General features: G+C 75.0%; 14 protein-coding genes. 7 read left to right on the forward strand and 7 right to left on the reverse strand.

The window, feature by feature from the left end:
- Positions 1 to 74 precede the first annotated feature (74 nt).
- Complete coding sequence (locus tag RM590_RS04880) at positions 75 to 2,549, forward strand: SCO7613 C-terminal domain-containing membrane protein (protein ID WP_311703104.1); 2,475 nt, start codon at positions 75 to 77, stop codon at positions 2,547 to 2,549.
- Positions 2,550 to 2,561: 12 nt separating this feature from the next.
- On the opposite strand, the gene RM590_RS04885 is transcribed toward RM590_RS04880, so the two are convergent.
- Entirely contained in the window at positions 2,562 to 2,918 is a 357-nt protein-coding gene (locus tag RM590_RS04885) for a DoxX family protein (RefSeq protein ID WP_311703105.1), read from the reverse strand.
- 137 nt (positions 2,919 to 3,055) lie between these two features.
- Here RM590_RS04885 and RM590_RS04890 point away from each other — a divergent pair, with 137 nt between their 5' ends.
- From RM590_RS04890 to RM590_RS04905, 4 genes are all read left to right on the forward strand, one after another.
- A complete protein-coding gene (locus RM590_RS04890; protein WP_311703106.1) occupies positions 3,056 to 3,862 on the forward strand; it encodes a MerR family transcriptional regulator in 807 nt (268 codons plus the stop codon).
- Positions 3,859 to 4,530, forward strand: coding sequence for a hypothetical protein (locus RM590_RS04895; protein ID WP_311703107.1), 672 nt, complete (start codon positions 3,859 to 3,861; stop codon positions 4,528 to 4,530). The genes RM590_RS04890 and RM590_RS04895 overlap by 4 nt, the downstream gene beginning before the upstream one ends.
- A gap of 153 nt (positions 4,531 to 4,683) precedes the next feature.
- Positions 4,684 to 6,981, forward strand: coding sequence for an excinuclease ABC subunit UvrA (locus tag RM590_RS04900; protein ID WP_311703108.1), 2,298 nt, complete (start codon positions 4,684 to 4,686; stop codon positions 6,979 to 6,981).
- Positions 6,978 to 8,735, forward strand: a complete 1,758-nt coding sequence (locus tag RM590_RS04905) for a hypothetical protein (protein WP_311703109.1) — start codon at positions 6,978 to 6,980, stop codon at positions 8,733 to 8,735. Before RM590_RS04900 ends, RM590_RS04905 begins: the two co-directional genes overlap by 4 nt.
- A gap of 38 nt (positions 8,736 to 8,773) precedes the next feature.
- Here the strand turns inward: RM590_RS04905 and RM590_RS04910 are convergent, their stop codons facing one another.
- Positions 8,774 to 9,157: a nuclear transport factor 2 family protein gene (locus RM590_RS04910; RefSeq protein WP_311703110.1), complete on the reverse strand. Its 384-nt coding sequence runs from the start codon at positions 9,155 to 9,157 to the stop codon at positions 8,774 to 8,776.
- Positions 9,158 to 9,242: 85 nt separating this feature from the next.
- A complete protein-coding gene (locus tag RM590_RS04915) occupies positions 9,243 to 9,572 on the reverse strand; it encodes a hypothetical protein (protein ID WP_311703111.1) in 330 nt (109 codons plus the stop codon).
- Between the two features lie 17 nt (positions 9,573 to 9,589).
- Here RM590_RS04915 and RM590_RS04920 point away from each other — a divergent pair, with 17 nt between their 5' ends.
- A complete protein-coding gene (locus tag RM590_RS04920) occupies positions 9,590 to 9,976 on the forward strand; it encodes a hypothetical protein (protein ID WP_311703112.1) in 387 nt (128 codons plus the stop codon).
- Entirely contained in the window at positions 9,973 to 12,009 is a 2,037-nt protein-coding gene (locus tag RM590_RS04925; protein ID WP_311703113.1) for a CHAT domain-containing protein, read from the forward strand. The genes RM590_RS04920 and RM590_RS04925 overlap by 4 nt, the downstream gene beginning before the upstream one ends.
- Here the strand turns inward: RM590_RS04925 and RM590_RS04930 are convergent.
- The 4 genes from RM590_RS04930 to RM590_RS04945 are packed head-to-tail and all read right to left on the reverse strand — an operon-like array spanning position 11,954 to position 16,062.
- Positions 11,954 to 12,337: a tetratricopeptide repeat protein gene (locus tag RM590_RS04930; RefSeq protein ID WP_311703114.1), complete on the reverse strand. Its 384-nt coding sequence runs from the start codon at positions 12,335 to 12,337 to the stop codon at positions 11,954 to 11,956. The two genes, RM590_RS04925 and RM590_RS04930, sit on opposite strands and share 56 nt — an antisense overlap.
- Positions 12,338 to 12,387: 50 nt before the next feature.
- Positions 12,388 to 14,967 carry an Hsp70 family protein gene (locus RM590_RS04935; RefSeq protein ID WP_311703115.1) on the reverse strand — a complete coding sequence of 860 codons (2,580 nt, stop codon included), beginning with the start codon at positions 14,965 to 14,967 and terminating at the stop codon, positions 12,388 to 12,390.
- The gene (locus RM590_RS04940) at positions 14,964 to 15,629 is read right to left on the reverse strand and encodes a hypothetical protein (RefSeq protein ID WP_311703116.1); all 666 of its coding nucleotides are present in this window, start codon (positions 15,627 to 15,629) and stop codon (positions 14,964 to 14,966) included. Before RM590_RS04940 ends, RM590_RS04935 begins: the two co-directional genes overlap by 4 nt.
- Entirely contained in the window at positions 15,613 to 16,062 is a 450-nt protein-coding gene (locus RM590_RS04945) for a hypothetical protein (RefSeq protein ID WP_311703117.1), read from the reverse strand. Before RM590_RS04945 ends, RM590_RS04940 begins: the two co-directional genes overlap by 17 nt.
- Between the last annotated feature and the right edge of the window lie 14 nt (positions 16,063 to 16,076).

Raw genomic sequence — 16,076 nt, forward strand, 5'->3', positions numbered from 1 at the left:
CACCGGGTACTCAGAGGGTGAGTGAGTAAACCGGCGGATGCCGGGGCGGGGCGCGAGGGCGCACGCTGCGGCGTATGGACCAGAGCACACCGTTCATCCGGTGCATCGAATGCGGCCGACCGCCGGCCGTCGGGGGGCCGGCGCCCGCGCTGTGCCCGTACTGTGCGCTGCCGCTGACGGGGCCGGTGCCCGGCCGGGTGCGGGCCATCGACGCCGAGGTGTCGTGGCTGGAGCGGCGGGTCACCGCGCTGTTGAGCCAACGGGCCGCGCTGATCGCGGGGTTGCGCGCCACTACGCAGGCGCCGGTGTACGCGCCGGGGCCGGTGTACGCGCCCCCGCCCGTCGCCGAGGCGTCCGCGCCCGCCGCCCGCAACGTGCTGCTCGTGCTCGGCGGCGTGCTGCTGACCGTCGCCGCGCTCGCGTTCGCGCTGCTGAGCTGGGGTCACCTGGGGATCGGCGGGCGGGCCGGTGTGATCGGCGCGCTCACGCTCACCGCGCTGGCGCTTCCGGTGCCGCTGCTGCGCCGTTCGCTCAACGCCACCGGCGAGGCCGTCGCGGGCATCGGGCTGGTGCTGCTGCTGCTCGACGCGTATCTGCTGCACCGGGTGGCCCTGCCGGACGCCGATCCCGTGGGCTACACGGCGGTGAGCGCCGCCGTGGTCGCGGGGCTGTGGGCCGGTTACGGGTGGCGGCTGCCGGGCCTCCGCGCGCCGCTGCCCACCGCGCTGGGGATCGCCCAACTCGCGCCGGTACTTTGCGCGTTGGCGATGGACGTAGGGGAGTACGGACTCGCCTGGGTGCTGCTGGGCACGGCGACGGCGGACGTGGCGACGGCGGTGGCGCGGCGGGGCGCGCGCCCGGTGCGGAGGGTGGCGGCCGTTTCCGCGGTGCTGACCGGCGGGCCCGCGCTGCTGCTGGCCCTGTGGCAGTTGGACGCCGCGGACGGGGGCGGCGCGGCGGTGCGCGCGAGCGCGTTGCTGGCTGCGGGGGGCGTGGTGCTGCTGGCCGCCGGGCGGCGTCGGCCGGCGCTGACGGAGCGGCTCGACGTCGTGGCGGGGCTGCTGCTGATCGCGGCGGCCGGGGGCGCGGTCCGCCCGGCGATGCCCGGGACCGGGTGGGAGGTGCTGGGCGTGTTGCTGGCCGCGGTCGCCCTGTTGGCGGGCGCGCTGGCGGCGCGTGCGCGGGGGCTGGCGACGGCGGCCGGGGTGGTGCACGCTGGCGCGCTGCTCTGGGCGTTGCCCGCCGTGCGGGAGGCGGTGCTGGAGCCGCTGGGCTGGGCGGCGCGAGTGGGGGAGGGCGCGCCGGGCGGTGCCGCGCGGGAGGCGGTCGGCCCGGGGGTGGCCTGGTCGGGCGACGGCTCGACGCCGGTGGTCCTGGGGGTGGTGGCGGCCGTGCTCGCGGCGGTGGGCCGGCTGCCCGCGCCGGAGGTGGTTCCGGCCGAGCGCCGGAGCGAACTGGCGGGTGGCGCGGTGGTGTTGGGGGCCATGGCGGCGCTCGCCGGGGTGCTCGCGCTGGGGCTGCCGTACGCGGCGACGCTGGCGCTGCTCGTCGCGCTGGTCCTGGCCCTGCTCGCCCGCGCGGCGCTGGCGGGTGACGCCCCGGCCGGGGCCGCCGCGCTGGCGCTGGCCGGGACGTCGGTCGGCTGGGCGCTGGCCGAGCGCGAGGCGACGCAGGTGGTGCTGGCGGTGCTGGGCGCCGCGTTCGCCGGGGCGGCGTGGCGCGCGGCCCCGGCGGCGCACCGGGCGGTGTCCGCCGCGGCGGCGCTGGGATGCGCGGCGGGGCTGGCGCGCGCGGTGCCCGCGGCGTGGGGGTGGCCGGCCGAGGGGGCGGCGTTCGTGCTGCTCGCGGTGGCGCTGGCCGGGGCGGCGCTGGCGGCCCGGCTGCGGGCGCGGCCGCTGGTGTCGCGGGCCCTGGAGGGCACCGGGTACGCCGTCGCGCTGGCGGCCTTGGTGTGCGCCGGGGGGAGCCCCGCCGCGCTGGCGCTCGCGCTGACCGTGTGCGCCATCGGCGCGGGCGGTGTCGCGCTGCGCGACGACCGGCGGGCCGCCGCGTACGCGGTGCCCGTGCTGCTGGTGGCGGCCCTGTGGGTGCGGCTGTCCGCCTGGCAGGTGACCGTGCCGGAGGCGTACACCGCGCCGGTGGCGGTGGCCGCGCTGGTCATCGGCGCGCTGCGCCGGCGCGCGGCCGCCGGGGTGCCGTCGTGGCAGGCGTACGGGCCGGGGCTGGCCGTCTCGTTCGGGCCCAGCCTGTTGGCGCTCTGGGGCGATCCGCACTGGGTGCGCCCGTTGCTGCTGGGCACCTGGGCGCTGGCCGTGACGCTGGTGGGCGCGCGGTTGCGGCTGCGCGCCCCTCTCCTGTGGGGCGGCGGCGCGCTGGCGCTGGTGGCGGCGAACGAACTCGCCCCCTACGTCGTCCAGGTGGCCGGGCTGGCGCCGCGCTGGCTGCCGCCCGCGCTCGCCGGGCTGCTGCTGCTCGTCGTGGGCGCGACCTATGAACGGCGGCTGGCCGAGGCACGGCGGGTGCGGGCGGCCTGGCGGCGCCTCGCGTGAGGGACCGCGTGTTCACGCGGCCAGGTCCAGGGACAGAGTGGCCACGGCCAGCGCCAGGAACGCGACCGCCAGCCCGAACTGCGGGGAGAAGTCGCTCGCCCGCACATGGGTGTACAGGGCGCAGACGAAGAACAGGACGAGGCCGATCGCCGCGGCCGTGTCCACGAGGGGAACGCCGAGCAGGCCGGCGAGCAGCCCGGCGGCGCCGGCCGTCTTGAGCGTGCCGATGGGGAAGGGGAGCCAGGCCTCGGGCACGTCGGCGCGGGCCATGGCGGGGAGGATCGGCGGGAAGCGGAGCAGGGCGGCGATGCCGGAGAAGGCGTTGGCGGCGATGGTCAGCAGGGTGACGACGACGAAGGCGGTGGACACGGTGCTCCCGGTGGGTGTGGCGGAGAGCCGGGGAAGACCGGCTCGGTCAGCCACGAGAGGGCACCGGGCGCGCCGAGTGTGACACCCGGGGCGGCGCTCCTTGACCTTGTCGCGACGGCAACGTTTCTACTGGCCCCATGCGCATCGGAGAACTGGCCGCCCTGGCCGGGGTCACCACCCGGACCGTTCGGCACTACCACCACATCGGGCTGCTGCCCGAGACGGCGCGGCAGGCCAACGGTTACCGGGAGTACGGGCTGCGGGACGCGGTCCGGCTCAGCCGCATCCGGCGGCTGACGGAGCTCGGGCTGAGCCTGGACGAGGTGGGCGACATCCTCGCCGACGAGGGCGGCGCCGAGCTGCACGAGGTCCTCACCGAGCTGGACGCGGATCTGGCCCGGCAGGAGGAGGCGATCCGGCGGCGCCGGGCGCGGCTCGCCGAGCTGCTGAAGCAGGCCGAGGAGCACGGCGGGCTGCCCGCCGAGGGGCCGGTCTCCCCCGAACTGGCCGATCTCTTCGACGAGATGGCGCGGGAGTCGGCGCTGCGGCCCGGGCCCGAGCCGTCGATGGCGGCGAAGGAACGGGAGCTGCTGGCGCTGCTTGAGGGCACGTCCTCGCCCGCGACGCGCGCCTGGCTGACGGGGCTCGCCAGGTCGATCGCGTCGGGCCCGGCGGCGATGCGGCGCGCGTACGAGGTCTATGAGCGGATGGACGAGCTGGCCGGCGCCGCGGTGGACGATCCCCGGGTCGGCGAGACGGCCCGGGCCATCGTCGAGGCCCTGCCGATCGAGGTGGTGCGGGAGCTCGCCGGGGGCGCGCGTACGGCGCTGACCTCCGGTGAAGAGGAGGGCGCCTTCGCGGAGGCGTACTTCGCCGACCTCGCGCCCGCCCAGGCGGCGGCCGTGCGGGCGGCCATGGAACTGCTGGCGGAGGAGGCCGAGTGAACGGCGGTGGAGTGGTGAACGCGGTGCTGAACGTCGTTCCGGTGTGGCTGCGGCGGCTGACCCGCCATGAGTTCCTGCTGATGCTGAGCGTGCTGCGCTGGATCGCCCGCCGCCCGCCGCACGGCGTGGGGCCGGGCGACACGGCGGTGCCGTACGCGGCGGCGCAGACCGCGATCATGCTGATCATGACCTTCGTCTCGGTCCTGGAGACGGTGGTGCTGGCGATCCTCATCCCCTGGCCGCTGGTGCACGCCATCCTGCTGGGCGTCGGCATCTGGGGCATCTTCTTCGGGGTGGCCCTGCACTGCTCCTGCGTGGTCCGGCCGCATGTCGTCGGCGCGGACGGCTCGTTGCGGCTGCGCTACGGCGCGCTCATCGACATACGCGTGCCGGCCGAGCGCGTCGCCGCCGTCCGCCTGGACCGCCGCTACCCCGGCATGGGGAAGCTGGTGACCAGCGAGAACGGCACGGTGGACCTGCTCATCGCCGGCGAGACGAACCTGACGGCCGAACTCACCGAGCCCGTCATGTTCATCCGCCCGCTGGGCAAGCGGGCCTCGGCCAGCGCGCTGCGCTTCCGCGCCGACGACCCGGACGCGGTGCTGGCGGCGCTGGCGGACCGGCCCGGGCTTGGGGGCACCTCCCTTGGGGGTACCTCCCAGCGTTAGCTGGGGGAGTCAGCTGAGGGAGGGGGAACGGTGAGGCGGGCGGCGCCGCTGCGCCTGGGGTGACGGCCGGGGGGCGGCGTTGTCAGTGGGGGGTGCCATCATCGGGAGCGGTGGCCGGGCGGGCCACGTTCTCGAATCCCAGGGGGAAGCAGCATGGGCTCCGATGCCGTGTCCGAGGCGTTCGCCGCGGCGGACAGTCATGACGTGATCCAGGTCCGCGGGGCCCGGGAGAACAATCTGCGCGATGTCTCCCTGGACATACCCAAGCGCCGGCTCACCGTCTTCACCGGCGTCTCGGGGTCGGGGAAGTCCTCGCTGGTCTTCGGCACGATCGCGGCCGAGTCGCAGCGGCTGATCAACGAGACCTACACGGCGTTCATCCAGTCGTTCATGCCGAGCCTGGGGCGGCCGGACGTGGACGGGCTGCACAACCTCAGCGCGGCCATCGTCGTGGACCAGGAGCGAATGGGGGCCAACTCCCGTTCCACCGTGGGCACCGTGACCGACGCCTACACCATGCTGCGGATCATCTTCAGCAGGCTGGGCACCCCGCACATCGGGACCTCGACCGCGTTCAGCTTCAACAGCGCCGAGGGCGCCTGTCCCGACTGCGAGGGGCTGGGGCAGGCGTCGACCATCGACCTGGACGAGGTGGTGGACCGGGAGCTGTCGCTCAACGAGGGCGCCATCACCGTGCCCGGGTACGCCGTCGGGACGTGGTACTGGGAGGTCATGGCGCAGTCCGGGCTCTACGACCCGGACACCAGGCTGAAGGACTTCACGCCCCAGCAGTGGGAGGACTTCCTGCACAAGCCGGCCACCAAGATCAAGGTCGGCAATCACAACATCACCTACGAGGGGCTGATCCCCAAGATCCAGCGGACCTATCTGTCCAAGGACCGCGACGCGATGCAGGCGCACATCCGGGCGTTCGTCGACCGGGCCGTCGTCTTCGCCGCGTGTCCGGGCTGCGAGGGCACCCGGCTGACGGCCGCCGCGCGGTCCTCCCTGATCAACGGGGTGAACATCGCGCGGTGTTCGGCGATGCAGATCAGCGACCTGGCCGAGTTCGTGCGGAAGCTGGACGCGCCGTCCGTGGCGCCGATGCTGACGAGCCTGCGCGAGTTGCTGGACTCCATGACCGAGATCGGGCTGGGCTATCTCAGCCTGGACCGCGCCTCGTCCACGCTGTCCGGGGGCGAGTCGCAGCGCGTGAGGATGGTCCGGCACCTGGGATCGAGCCTCACCGACGTCACCTATGTCTTCGACGAGCCGACCACCGGGCTGCACCCCCACGACATCCAGCGCATGAACGGGCTGCTGCGGCAGCTTCGCGACAAGGGCAACACCGTGCTGGTCGTCGAGCACAAGCCCGAGGTGATAGCGATAGCGGACCACGTGGTCGACCTGGGCCCGGGCGCGGGCACGGCCGGCGGGCAGATCTGCTACACCGGCGACGTGGCCGGGCTGCGCGCCTCCGGCACGCTGACCGGCCGCCACCTCGAACACCGCGTCCGGCTGCGGGAGTCGCCGCGCCGGCCGGCCGGGTGGCTGTCCATCACCGGCGCCAGCACGCACAACCTGCGGAGCGTCGACGTGGACATCCCCCTGGGCGTGCTGACGGCGGTCACCGGGGTGGCGGGGTCCGGCAAGAGCTCGCTGATCCATGGCTCGCTGCCCGGCCGGGAGGGCGTCGTCGTCGCCGACCAGTCCCCCATCCGCGGCTCCCGCCGGTCCAACCCGGCCACCTACACCGGCCTGCTGGGCCCGATCCGGACGGCCTTCGCCAAGGCCAACGGGGTCAAGGCCGCGCTGTTCAGCGCCAATTCGGAGGGCGCCTGCTCCAACTGCAACGGGATCGGGCTCGTCTACACCGATCTCGCCATGATGGCCGGGGTGGCGTCCGTCTGCGAGCAGTGCGCCGGCAAGCGGTTCACGCCGGAGGTGCTGACGTACAAGCTGCGCGGCAAGGACATCAGCGAGGTGCTGGCGATGTCCGTGGCCGAGGCGCATGAGTTCTTTCCCACCGGGCAGGCGCACTCCGTGCTGGGGCGGCTGATGGACGTGGGACTGAGCTACCTGCGGCTCGGCCAGCCGCTGACCACCCTGTCCGGCGGCGAGCGGCAGCGGCTCAAGCTCGCCATCCACATGGCCGAGAAGGCCGCGACCTATGTGCTGGACGAGCCGACCACCGGGCTGCACCTCGCCGATGTAGACCAGTTGCTGGCGCTGCTGGACCGGCTGGTCGACTCGGGGAACACGGTCATCGTCATCGAGCACCACCAGGCCGTGATGGCGCACGCCGACTGGCTGATCGACCTCGGGCCGGGCGCTGGCCACGACGGCGGCCAGGTCGTCTTCACCGGCACCCCGGCCGAGTTGGTGGAGCGCGGCGACACCCTCACCGCGCGGCATCTGCGGGACTACGTCTCCGAGGGAGCGGGCCGGTGACCGCCGGTGGCGGCGAGGGGCCCCGGCTGCCCCCGGCCCTGCTGACGGCGCTGGCCGGCACCGCCGGCGCCGGATCGGCCGCGGCGCGGCTGGCGGTGGAGGAGGCGCGACGGATGCCGCCGGGCCCGGACCGCGAGCCGCTGATACGCGCGCTGCTCGCCGGCGCCTGCCGGGCGTCCGCGCCGGAGTGGCTGCTGGTGACCGCCGCCGGGGGCGCCCCGGAGACGGCCGCGGCCGCTCTGGCCCACCCGGACTGCCCGGCGGGCCTGCGCGACCGGGCGCTGCGGGACGCGCCCGACGAGCGGCTGGCCGCCCTCGCCGGGTGGCCCGGCGCGGACGTCGTCGGCGAGTTGCGCCGCCGCATGCCGGAACGGCCCACCATGACACCGGAGTTGGTGAAGGCCCCGACGCCCGCGCAGACGGTGCTGCGCTCGCCCGGGCTGCCGGACGACGTCTTCGACGCGGCCGTCGGCCTGCTGCCCGGTCCGCCGGCGGAGCCGCGGCAGGGCCAGCCGATGGAGGACTGGGTGCGCGGCCACCGGGCCGCGCTGCACGCCTGGAAGTCGATGTGGCTGCGGGTGCTCGTCGACCACCCGGACCGCCACGGGCGGCTGCTGTCGCTGCTCGGGGAGGCGCCGGCCGGCGCGGTGGTCCGCGACCTTCTGCTGGGCACGCTGCCCTGGGCCGTGGAGCCGGCGCTGCTGGAGGAGGTCGCGCTCGCGGACCTCGACCGCTTCGCGGGGGCCGTGCTGGCGACCCGGATATGCCGGGCGCTGCTGGCGGGGGCGTCCCGGGACGAGGCCGGTGAGCGGTTCGCCCAGGAGCTGAAGTCCCTGTCGCCGCAGGGGCGTTACCTCCCGGAGGCGCACCTCGGCGAGCTGGGCCTGGACGCCGCGCGGGGCGCGCGGGCCGCCGTCGAGTGGGTCGCCCGGGCGGCGGAGGAGCGCTGGCGGCTCCTGCTGCAGCCGCCGGAGGACCGGCCCTGGCGGATGCCGGAGCGGGACCGCGCGGCCCTGGGCCGCCGGTTCGCCGAGACGGCGCGGGCGGCACTCGCGCTGTGGGAGCCGGACCCGGACCGGCCCGTCCGCCGCGCCCGCCAGGTGCGGTGGGTGCGCGACATGCTGCTGCACCTGCCAAAGGTTTCGCCCGAAGTGCGGGACGGCGCCCGGCTGTTGCTGGCGGACGCGGCCCGGGGCCGGGGTCCCCGGGACGAGGAGACGGTCCAGTTGCTGGCCGCGATCGAGCACCACAGCGCGGCCGGGGTGGGCGACCCGGCCGAGGTGACGGTGGCCGAGTTGGCGGCGCTGCCCGCAGAGACGCTGACCGCGTATCTCGACGCGGTCGGCGGGGACGCGGCGGTGGAGAAGGCGCTGCTGGCCGCGGTGGTGCGGGACGACGGCGACGGGCCGCCGTTCGCCGAGGTGCTGGCGCGGCACTCGGCGCCCTCGGCTGCCCTGGCGCGGCTCGGCGGCGAGGTGCGGCGGCTGCTGGACGAGGAGCCGGCCGCGGTGGCGGCCTGGACGCGCGAGGTGCTGGCCGCGCCGGCCACCACGGCGGAGGCCGTGCGGGCGCTGCCCGCCCGCGCCGCCCTGGCGCACGGCGGCCCGGTGGTGGCCGCCGCCGTGACGGAGGCGCTGGGGGAGGACGCGGCGGCCTGGGAGCGTTTCGCGGCGGGTCCGGCGGCCCGTTCCCGGTCCGGGCTGGGCAAGGTGCTGGACGCGGCACGCGAGGAGGCGGAAGCGAACGAGGCTTGAACGAGAGGGACTTGACCGGACTGGTCGGGTCGTGCGGCTCAGGCCGGCGGGCGGACGGCGATCGCGCTCAGGTGCAGCCCCGCCAGCCGCCACTGGCCGTCGGCCGCCGTGAGGAACTGGCTGATGCGGAAGTGCCCGTCCACGTCCCGGCCCTCGTAGATGCTCTGCTGGCTCTGCACCCCCAGCGCGACGGCCGCGTCGCCGTAGCGGCGGATCTCGACGTTCTCCCAGTCGAACGAGTCGTGCACGAGGGCACCCGACGTATAACGCTCCAGCCACTTCTCCTTGTCGAGGACGAAGCCGCGCGGCCCGACCGCCGAGAAGTCGCTGGTCAGCAGCGCGGCCAGCGCCTCGGTGTCGCCCTTCAGCTCCGCCCGGGCCCACCGCCGGCCGAAGTCCGCGAGCTCCTGGTCATCGCCCATGCCCTGGCTCTCCTTACGGAATCGGGGAGTTCCACCGCCCCTAGGCTCGCGGTCACCGGCCGTCCGCGCATCGGCCGGGAGGAGGTCACCGCGTTACTCCCCGAGTCCCCCTCCCCGGACGCACCGTACGCCGCCGGGAGTACGGGCGCGCCAGCCCTCCGCCGCAGCGGCCGGCGCAGCCACAGCCGCCCGGGCAGCCCGCCCCGTCGGCCGGGTCCGCCCGGTAGGGCTCCAGCGCGGCGGCGGCCCGTTCGTGGTACGGGATCCGGGAGAACTTGGTGACCAGCGCCCACATCGTGCGCTCACCCGCCAGGTCCTTGGGCAGCAGCAGCCCGAGCGACGCGGCGAGCGGCTGCCGCCCGGGGTTGCCGAATCGCGAACAGGAAGTGCGGGGCGTGGCAGGATAGTTACACACAGGAGGGGGCTGACACTGTGGACTGCGAGCTGGCTCTGCGCGGTGAGGTACCGCCGGGCGCACTGGAGGAGCTGAGCCGGGAGCTGTACGACGCCGGGGCCGCGACCCGGGTGGCCCCGCAGTGGGTCGGGCCGCCGCCGCCCGGGCGGCGGGCGGGCGACTTCGTCGAGCAGGCGACCCTCGCGATGAGCACCGCCGGCTCGCTCGTCGCCATCGTGGACGTGGTGCGCCGGTGGCTGATCGAGGGGCGTGCGCGGCGCGCGGCGCAGCACCCCGCGCCGTCCTCGGTGGAGATCCGGATCGGGGACTCCGTCCTGGTCATCACCGAACCGTCGACCGACGCCGAGCTGCGCGCTCTCGATGAGTTCCTCCGGCGGCACGACGGACGGGAGCCGGACGCATGACGACCATCGCGAGACTGCTGGACGTGCGGGGGAATCAGCAGGGCCCGTACACCGACCTCACCTACGAGCTGCGGTCGGGCAGCGGCGCGCTGGAGACCGAGGACAACTCGCGTGTCACGCCGACGCTGATCCACGACTGGTGCGCCTCGATCGACAAGCTGCTGAACCAGGCGGCGGACGACGGCGGCCATCCGGAGCACGAGCTGGCCGATCGCGGGGCGATCGTCTACGAGCACCTCTTCCCGTTCTCCGGCGGGCAGCGCCCCAGCCTGGTGGGGCGGCTGCGGGAGATCACCGGGCCGCTGCTGGTCCGGGAGAACAAGGCCGCCGAAAGCATCCCCTGGGAGCTGCTCCACGACGGCCGGGACTTCCTCGGGCTGACGCACGAGCTCGGGCGGCGCCCGGCCATCCCCGACAAACAGGTCACCGGCCGCGCGGCCGGCACGCCGCGCCGCGCCCTGCTCGTCGGCGACACGCTCGGCGATCTGCCCGCCGCCCGCGACGAGCTGGAGCGCCTCGCGGCCTGGCTGGACGAGCGGGACATCAAGGCCAAGGTGCTGACCGGCGCCGACGCCGGCGCCGCCGACGTCATCAGGGAGCTGGCCGCCGTCCGGGAGCCGTACGACCTCTTCCACTTCTGCGGCCACGCGGCGACCGGCGCCGGCACGGCCGGACTGGTGATGTACCAGCGGGATCTGCTCGACCTCAACGGCCTGCGGACCCTGTCGGCGCGCGGCACGCCCCCCGTGGTGTTCATCAACGGCTGCGCCTCGGCCGGCCGGGCCACCGGGCTGGCGCAGGCGTTCATGGCGATGGGTTCCCAACTGGTCGTCGGCACCCGGGCCGAGGTGGCGGACGGCGGCGCGTGGCGGTTCGCCGAGGAGTTCTACGGGCGGCTGCTGCGCGGGGTGTGCGCGGGCGCGGCCGTACGGGGCGCGCGCGCCCGGCTGCGGGAGGAGTCCATCGCCGCGTGGGCGGCGTTCCTCCTCTACGGCGACCCCGCCACGCGCCTCACCGGGGAGGCGCCGGACCCGACGCTCGACATGACGCCCCGCAGCGGCCCGGGGGAGAACCTGACGCCGGACGCCGCCGCGCTGATGGCCCTGGTGCGGAAGGACGCCGCGCCACGCGGCATCGTCACCTCCATCGATCTGCTGCTCGGCCTGCTCGGCGAGAAGGAGCGCCGCCAGCGCGTCGAGAAGGACATCGGAACGGCCCAACTGGCCACCATCACCGAGGTGTTGCGGATGGTGGTGGAGGTGGGCCTGGGCGGCTCGCCCGACGGCGAGGTCGAGCTGTCCGGCACGGTCACCCGGGTGCTCGTCGAGGCGGAGGGGCGCGCCCTGGGGGACGGACGCCTGGCGGTCACGACGAACGACATCGCCGAGGCGTTCGTCGAGCTGGGCGGCGGGATCTCGGCCCAGTTGCTGGAGATCTACCGCATACCGCTGGAGCGGCTGCTGCTCCCCCGCGACGCGGGGAACGACGCGCCGAACGACCCGGTGCACGACGCGGTCAACGGCCCGGTGAACGGCGCGGTGAACGGCGAGCCCCGGCGGCCCCCGGCCAACGTGGACAACGGCAACGGGAAGCTGCGCGTGGACACCTTCAGCCGGGACGCGGCCAACGCCCTGCGCCTGGCCCGGCTGATCGCCAAGGGCAACGGCGAGATCATCGGCTCGCACACGCTGCTGCTCGCGTTCGGCGCCCTGGACAGCGAGACGCTGCGCCGCGGCCTGGCCGATCAGGGCGCGGCCGGGGAGCGCGCGCTCCAGCAGCTCACGAACATGCTGGTGCCGCGCCCCCGCGAGCTGTCCCCGCGCGTCCGCAAGGCGCTGGAGACCCTGCGGCACGAAGCCACGGCGGACGAGGCGGGCGGCGTCGTGAGCGAGACCGCCCTGCTCGCCGCGCTGCTGGCCGACGAGAAGTCGGGGGCCCACGCCATGCTGCGCAAGCTCGGCGTGGACCCCGCGCGCCTCAGCCAGTTCCTGGATCAGGAAGGCGGTCGGGAGGGCCGGCCCCCAGAAGACTGAGGCCCCGGCGCGCCTTGTCGTCGTCGGGCCGGCGGTCCAGCACCTCCGCCCACTGCCGGCGCGCCTCCTCCGGGTCGCCCAGCCGCAGGCAGGCCAGCGCCAGCGCGTTGCGGGCCTCGGTGTCGCCGGGGCACCAGTGGACCACGGCGGCGAAGCAGTCCCGCGCGGCCGGCAGCCGGTCCTCCCGCGCCGCCGCCAGCCCCTGGTTGAACAGGAACGCCGGGTAGGCGTGCAGCCGGGCGTAGCCGAACAGGGGCGTGCCGCAGCCGCCGCAGTCGGTCGCCTCGTACGCGTTGTCCGTGCGGCACAGCGGCACCGGGCAGGGCACGGTGAACTCCCGTGGCGCTACGCGCCCTTCTTGGGTCGAACGCGCGCCGGTCATACGCGGTCCACCGGCAGCGCGGCGCCCTCGGCGCCCCGGCCGCGGCCCTTGAGCAGCGTCTCGAGCTGTTCCAGGCGGCGCAGTTCATGCGCGGCCTCCTGCTGGACGCGCTGCGGGTCGCGGCTGATCAGCGGCTCCAGGTCGGCCGTGCGGCGGCGGATGTCCTCGACGGTGGCGCGCTGTTCGGCGGTGCCGACGGCGGCGGCGAGCGCCCGCAGCTCCTCGATCCGCTCCAGCACGAGGGACAGCAGTCCGACGGCCCGCTCCAGGTCGCTGACCGGCGCGTCCTTGTAGAGGGCCTTGGAGGCCAGGTTCCGCAGGTGCTCCAGATAGCCGTGCAACGCGCCCACGGCCTCGCCGTAGCTGCGCTGGTCGCCGGCGGCGAAGGCCCGTTCGCCCTGCTCGCGCTGGGTCTCGATGGCGCGGCCCATCTCGTTCGCGTCGTGCGGCACGTCCAACTCCCCGGCGCGGCCGCCGAGATAGCGGTTCGCCTCGTCGCACTGGGCGACGAGCTTGTCGAAGTCCCGCTTGGGCGGCTCCAGTTCGGCGGCGGGCTGGCCCAGGCCGGTGACGATCTCCTCCATCTGGCCGAACTCGTGGACGGCGCGCGCGGTGTCGCCCTCGGCGACCGCGCTCTCGTAACTCTCGCGCGCCTTGGCCATCTTGGCGTGCGAGACGTTGCGTTCGCCGGCTGGCAGATAGGCGAGGGCGTCCCGGAAGCCGCGGTCCAGCTCCTCGACCTGTTCCTGCCCGGGCAGTTCGCGCTCCGGCGGCAGCTCGACCACGCCCTCGAACGGGTGCTCGCCGATGGTGCCGCGCACGGTGATCAGCAGGTTGGCGTCCATCTCCAGGTCGACGTGGATGTCGGTGCCGGCCGGGGTGGAGGAGGGCACGTTCGCGGTGATCACCTTGATCTGCCTGCTCTGCTGATAGAGCCGGAACTCCACGGTGTCGGTGTCGCCCGGGTGGCTGAACGTGAAGTGCGCCTTCAGCGGCAGCGGGCGCATCGCCGGGATCAGCTCCCGGCGGTGGCGCCGCCCGGCCCGGCTGACCTCCAGCAGGATCGGCTTGGCGCAGATCGCGGTGGTGACGGGCGAGCCCAGCGGGCCCGCCGCGCGGTCGTGGGTGAGCGCGCGGCCGACGCTGGCCCGCAGCCCGCCGTTCGCGTCGAACACGTCGAAGCTGAGCAGGCTCTGCGCGCCGGGCGTGACGGGGACGCGGCGGAACGAGAACCCGCCGCCGGGCGTCAGGTCCGCGGTGTCCTCGTAGTCGTCGGCGGTCAACTGCACGTAGCCGCCGGCCAGATCGACGCCGGGGTCCAGTGCCTCCACGGTGCCGCCGACCATGGCCCGGTCCGAGGTGGTGACGGCGGTGCCGCGCAGCGCGACCCGCACGGTTCGCGCCTCGTCGTGCAGCTCCAGGCCGCCCACGGCGGCGGCCCGCACGGCGGCGCCGAGCGCGACCACGGTGTCCACCTTCTCGTAGACGGGCTCGCTGTCGCGGGTGGCCGCGCACAGCCGGGCGGCCACCAGCTCGCGGACCAGCGGCAGATGGGTGGACCCGCCGGCCAGGATGACCTTGTCCACGTCGGCCAGCCGGACGCCGGCCTCCTGCTGGGCCCGCTCCAGCGCCTCCTCGCAGTACTGGAAGGTGCGTTCGACGATGGGCCGGGCGACCTCCTCCAGCTCGCCGCGCTCGATCAGCGTGTCGATGACGACGGGGTCGCCCGCCTGGTCGGTGACCGTGCCGGAGTCCCGCAGCATGTACTCGGTGCGGTCGGTGAGCGCCTTCTTCGCTGCCTCGGCCAGGGACTTCAGCCGCCGGAACCGCAGCCCGTCCTCCGGGTCGCCCGTGACGTCGAGGTCGAGCCGCCAGCCGTCCTCCTTGAGCAGGCCGAGCAGATGGCGGGCGAGCGCGCCGTCGATGTCGTCGCCGCCGAGCATGGTGTTGCCGCTGATGCCCAGCACCCGGAAGTCGCCGGCGGTGCAGCGCACCACGCTGACGTCGAACGTGCCGCCGCCCAGGTCGTAGACGAGGAACGTGCCGTCGCGCACGCCGGATCGCCAGCAGTGGTAGCTGGCGGCGGCGGTCGGCTCGTGCAGCAGGTCGACCACGCGCAGCCCGGCGAGTTCGGCGGCCTCGCGGGTGGCCTCGATCTGCGGCTGGTCGAAGTAGGCGGGCACGGTGACGACGGCCCGGTCGACCACCCAGCGGGCGGCGGCGCTGTCGAATCCGGTGACGTCGCCCTCGATCTGGCGCTTCATCTCGCGCAGGATCTCCGCCGAGACCTGCGCCGGGGTCAGCTCCTGGCCCGCCAGCGACACGGTCCGCCGGGTGCCCATCAGGCGTTTGACGGAGGTGATGGGCTCCGGCTCGCTGCCCACGCGGGCGTACGCCTTGCGGCCGACGACGAGGTCACCGGAGCGCGGGTTGCGCCAGACGGCGCTGGGGGTGGTCTGCGCCTTGGTCGGGTCCTGGTGGATCACGGTGTCGGTGTCGGAGGGGTTCATCACGGCGACCGCGCTGTTGGTCGTTCCCAGGTCGATCCCGACCGCCTTGCTCACCCACTGGGTCATGCCTCAAGCTCCCTGGTCTCTCGCGTCTCTTCCGCCACCGGCTGCTCCGGCTCGGCCGGCTGCTCCGACTGCCCTTGTTCCGCGGCCTGTTCGGGCGCCAGCGGCTCATCGCGGGGGGCGCCCACGACCACCTGGCCGAACCGCACGACCACCCCGCGGTCGCGCACCACCGGGTCCACCGTCTCGATCACGAACTCGGCCGTGTACTCGTCGCTGTGCCGCCAGCGCAGCACGTCCACCTCGTCGGCGACCTCCTCGAACGGCCGGCCCGTGGGGATGCTGGCGACGACCTCGATCTCCGCCAGCTCATCGGCCATCTGCTTGCGGACCACGTCCAGCCGGCGGCGCAGGTTCCGTTTGCCGGCCGCCTCCAGGGGCCCGGCCGCCTCGGCGAGCAGGTACTCCAGCCGCGCCACGTGCACGGCCAGGTCGGCGGCGGCCTTCCGGGTCCGGGCGGTCTCGGCGTCGGCCTCGTTGCGCCGTTCGCTCCGGTCGGACCAGATCCGCTGGAGCACGGCGGCCAGTTCGCGGTCGGGCGGCACCCCCGGCAGCTCGTCGGGCGCCGGGAGCGGGGCGAAGTCGGCCCAGTCCAGCGGCGGTTCGACCGCCGAGGACTCCGTCGGCGGTGCCCCGTCCGGGGTGGTCTCAGCCGAAGAGGACATCGCGCACCTCCAGGGGCGGGCGTTCGGGCAGGCGGAACGGCACGGGCGCCGCCTGAAGCGCCGGGCGCACATCGACGTCGGGCGGGGTGAGCAGCCCCTCCACCAGCAGCCGAACCACCGCCGCCAGGTCGAAGTCGCCGGCCGTGGGCGGCGCGGCGTTCCCGGTCAGCGAGCCGGGGGTGACCGGCGGGCGCCGGTGGCGCCGGGCGAAGTCGTCCCAGCGCTCGGCGCGGTAGTCGGTGTCGGGCGCCTCCAGGAACGCGTGCAGCCGCCGGGTCTCGGGGCGGCCGGTCAGCTCGTCCTTGGCCCACTCGGCGAGCGCGCGTTCCTCGCGCGCCTCGGCGACCAGCGCGAGATCGCGCGCGTGCTCCACCACGGTCTCGTCGTCCGCGGTGACGGGCAGGCCCAGCACATGGAACGGGTTCGGTTTCATTTCCTACAGGTCCC

Origin of the sequence: Streptomyces litchfieldiae (genome assembly GCF_031845365.1) — a bacterium.
In the GTDB taxonomy this organism is placed as follows: Bacteria; Actinomycetota; Actinomycetes; order Streptomycetales; family Streptomycetaceae; genus Streptomyces; species Streptomyces litchfieldiae.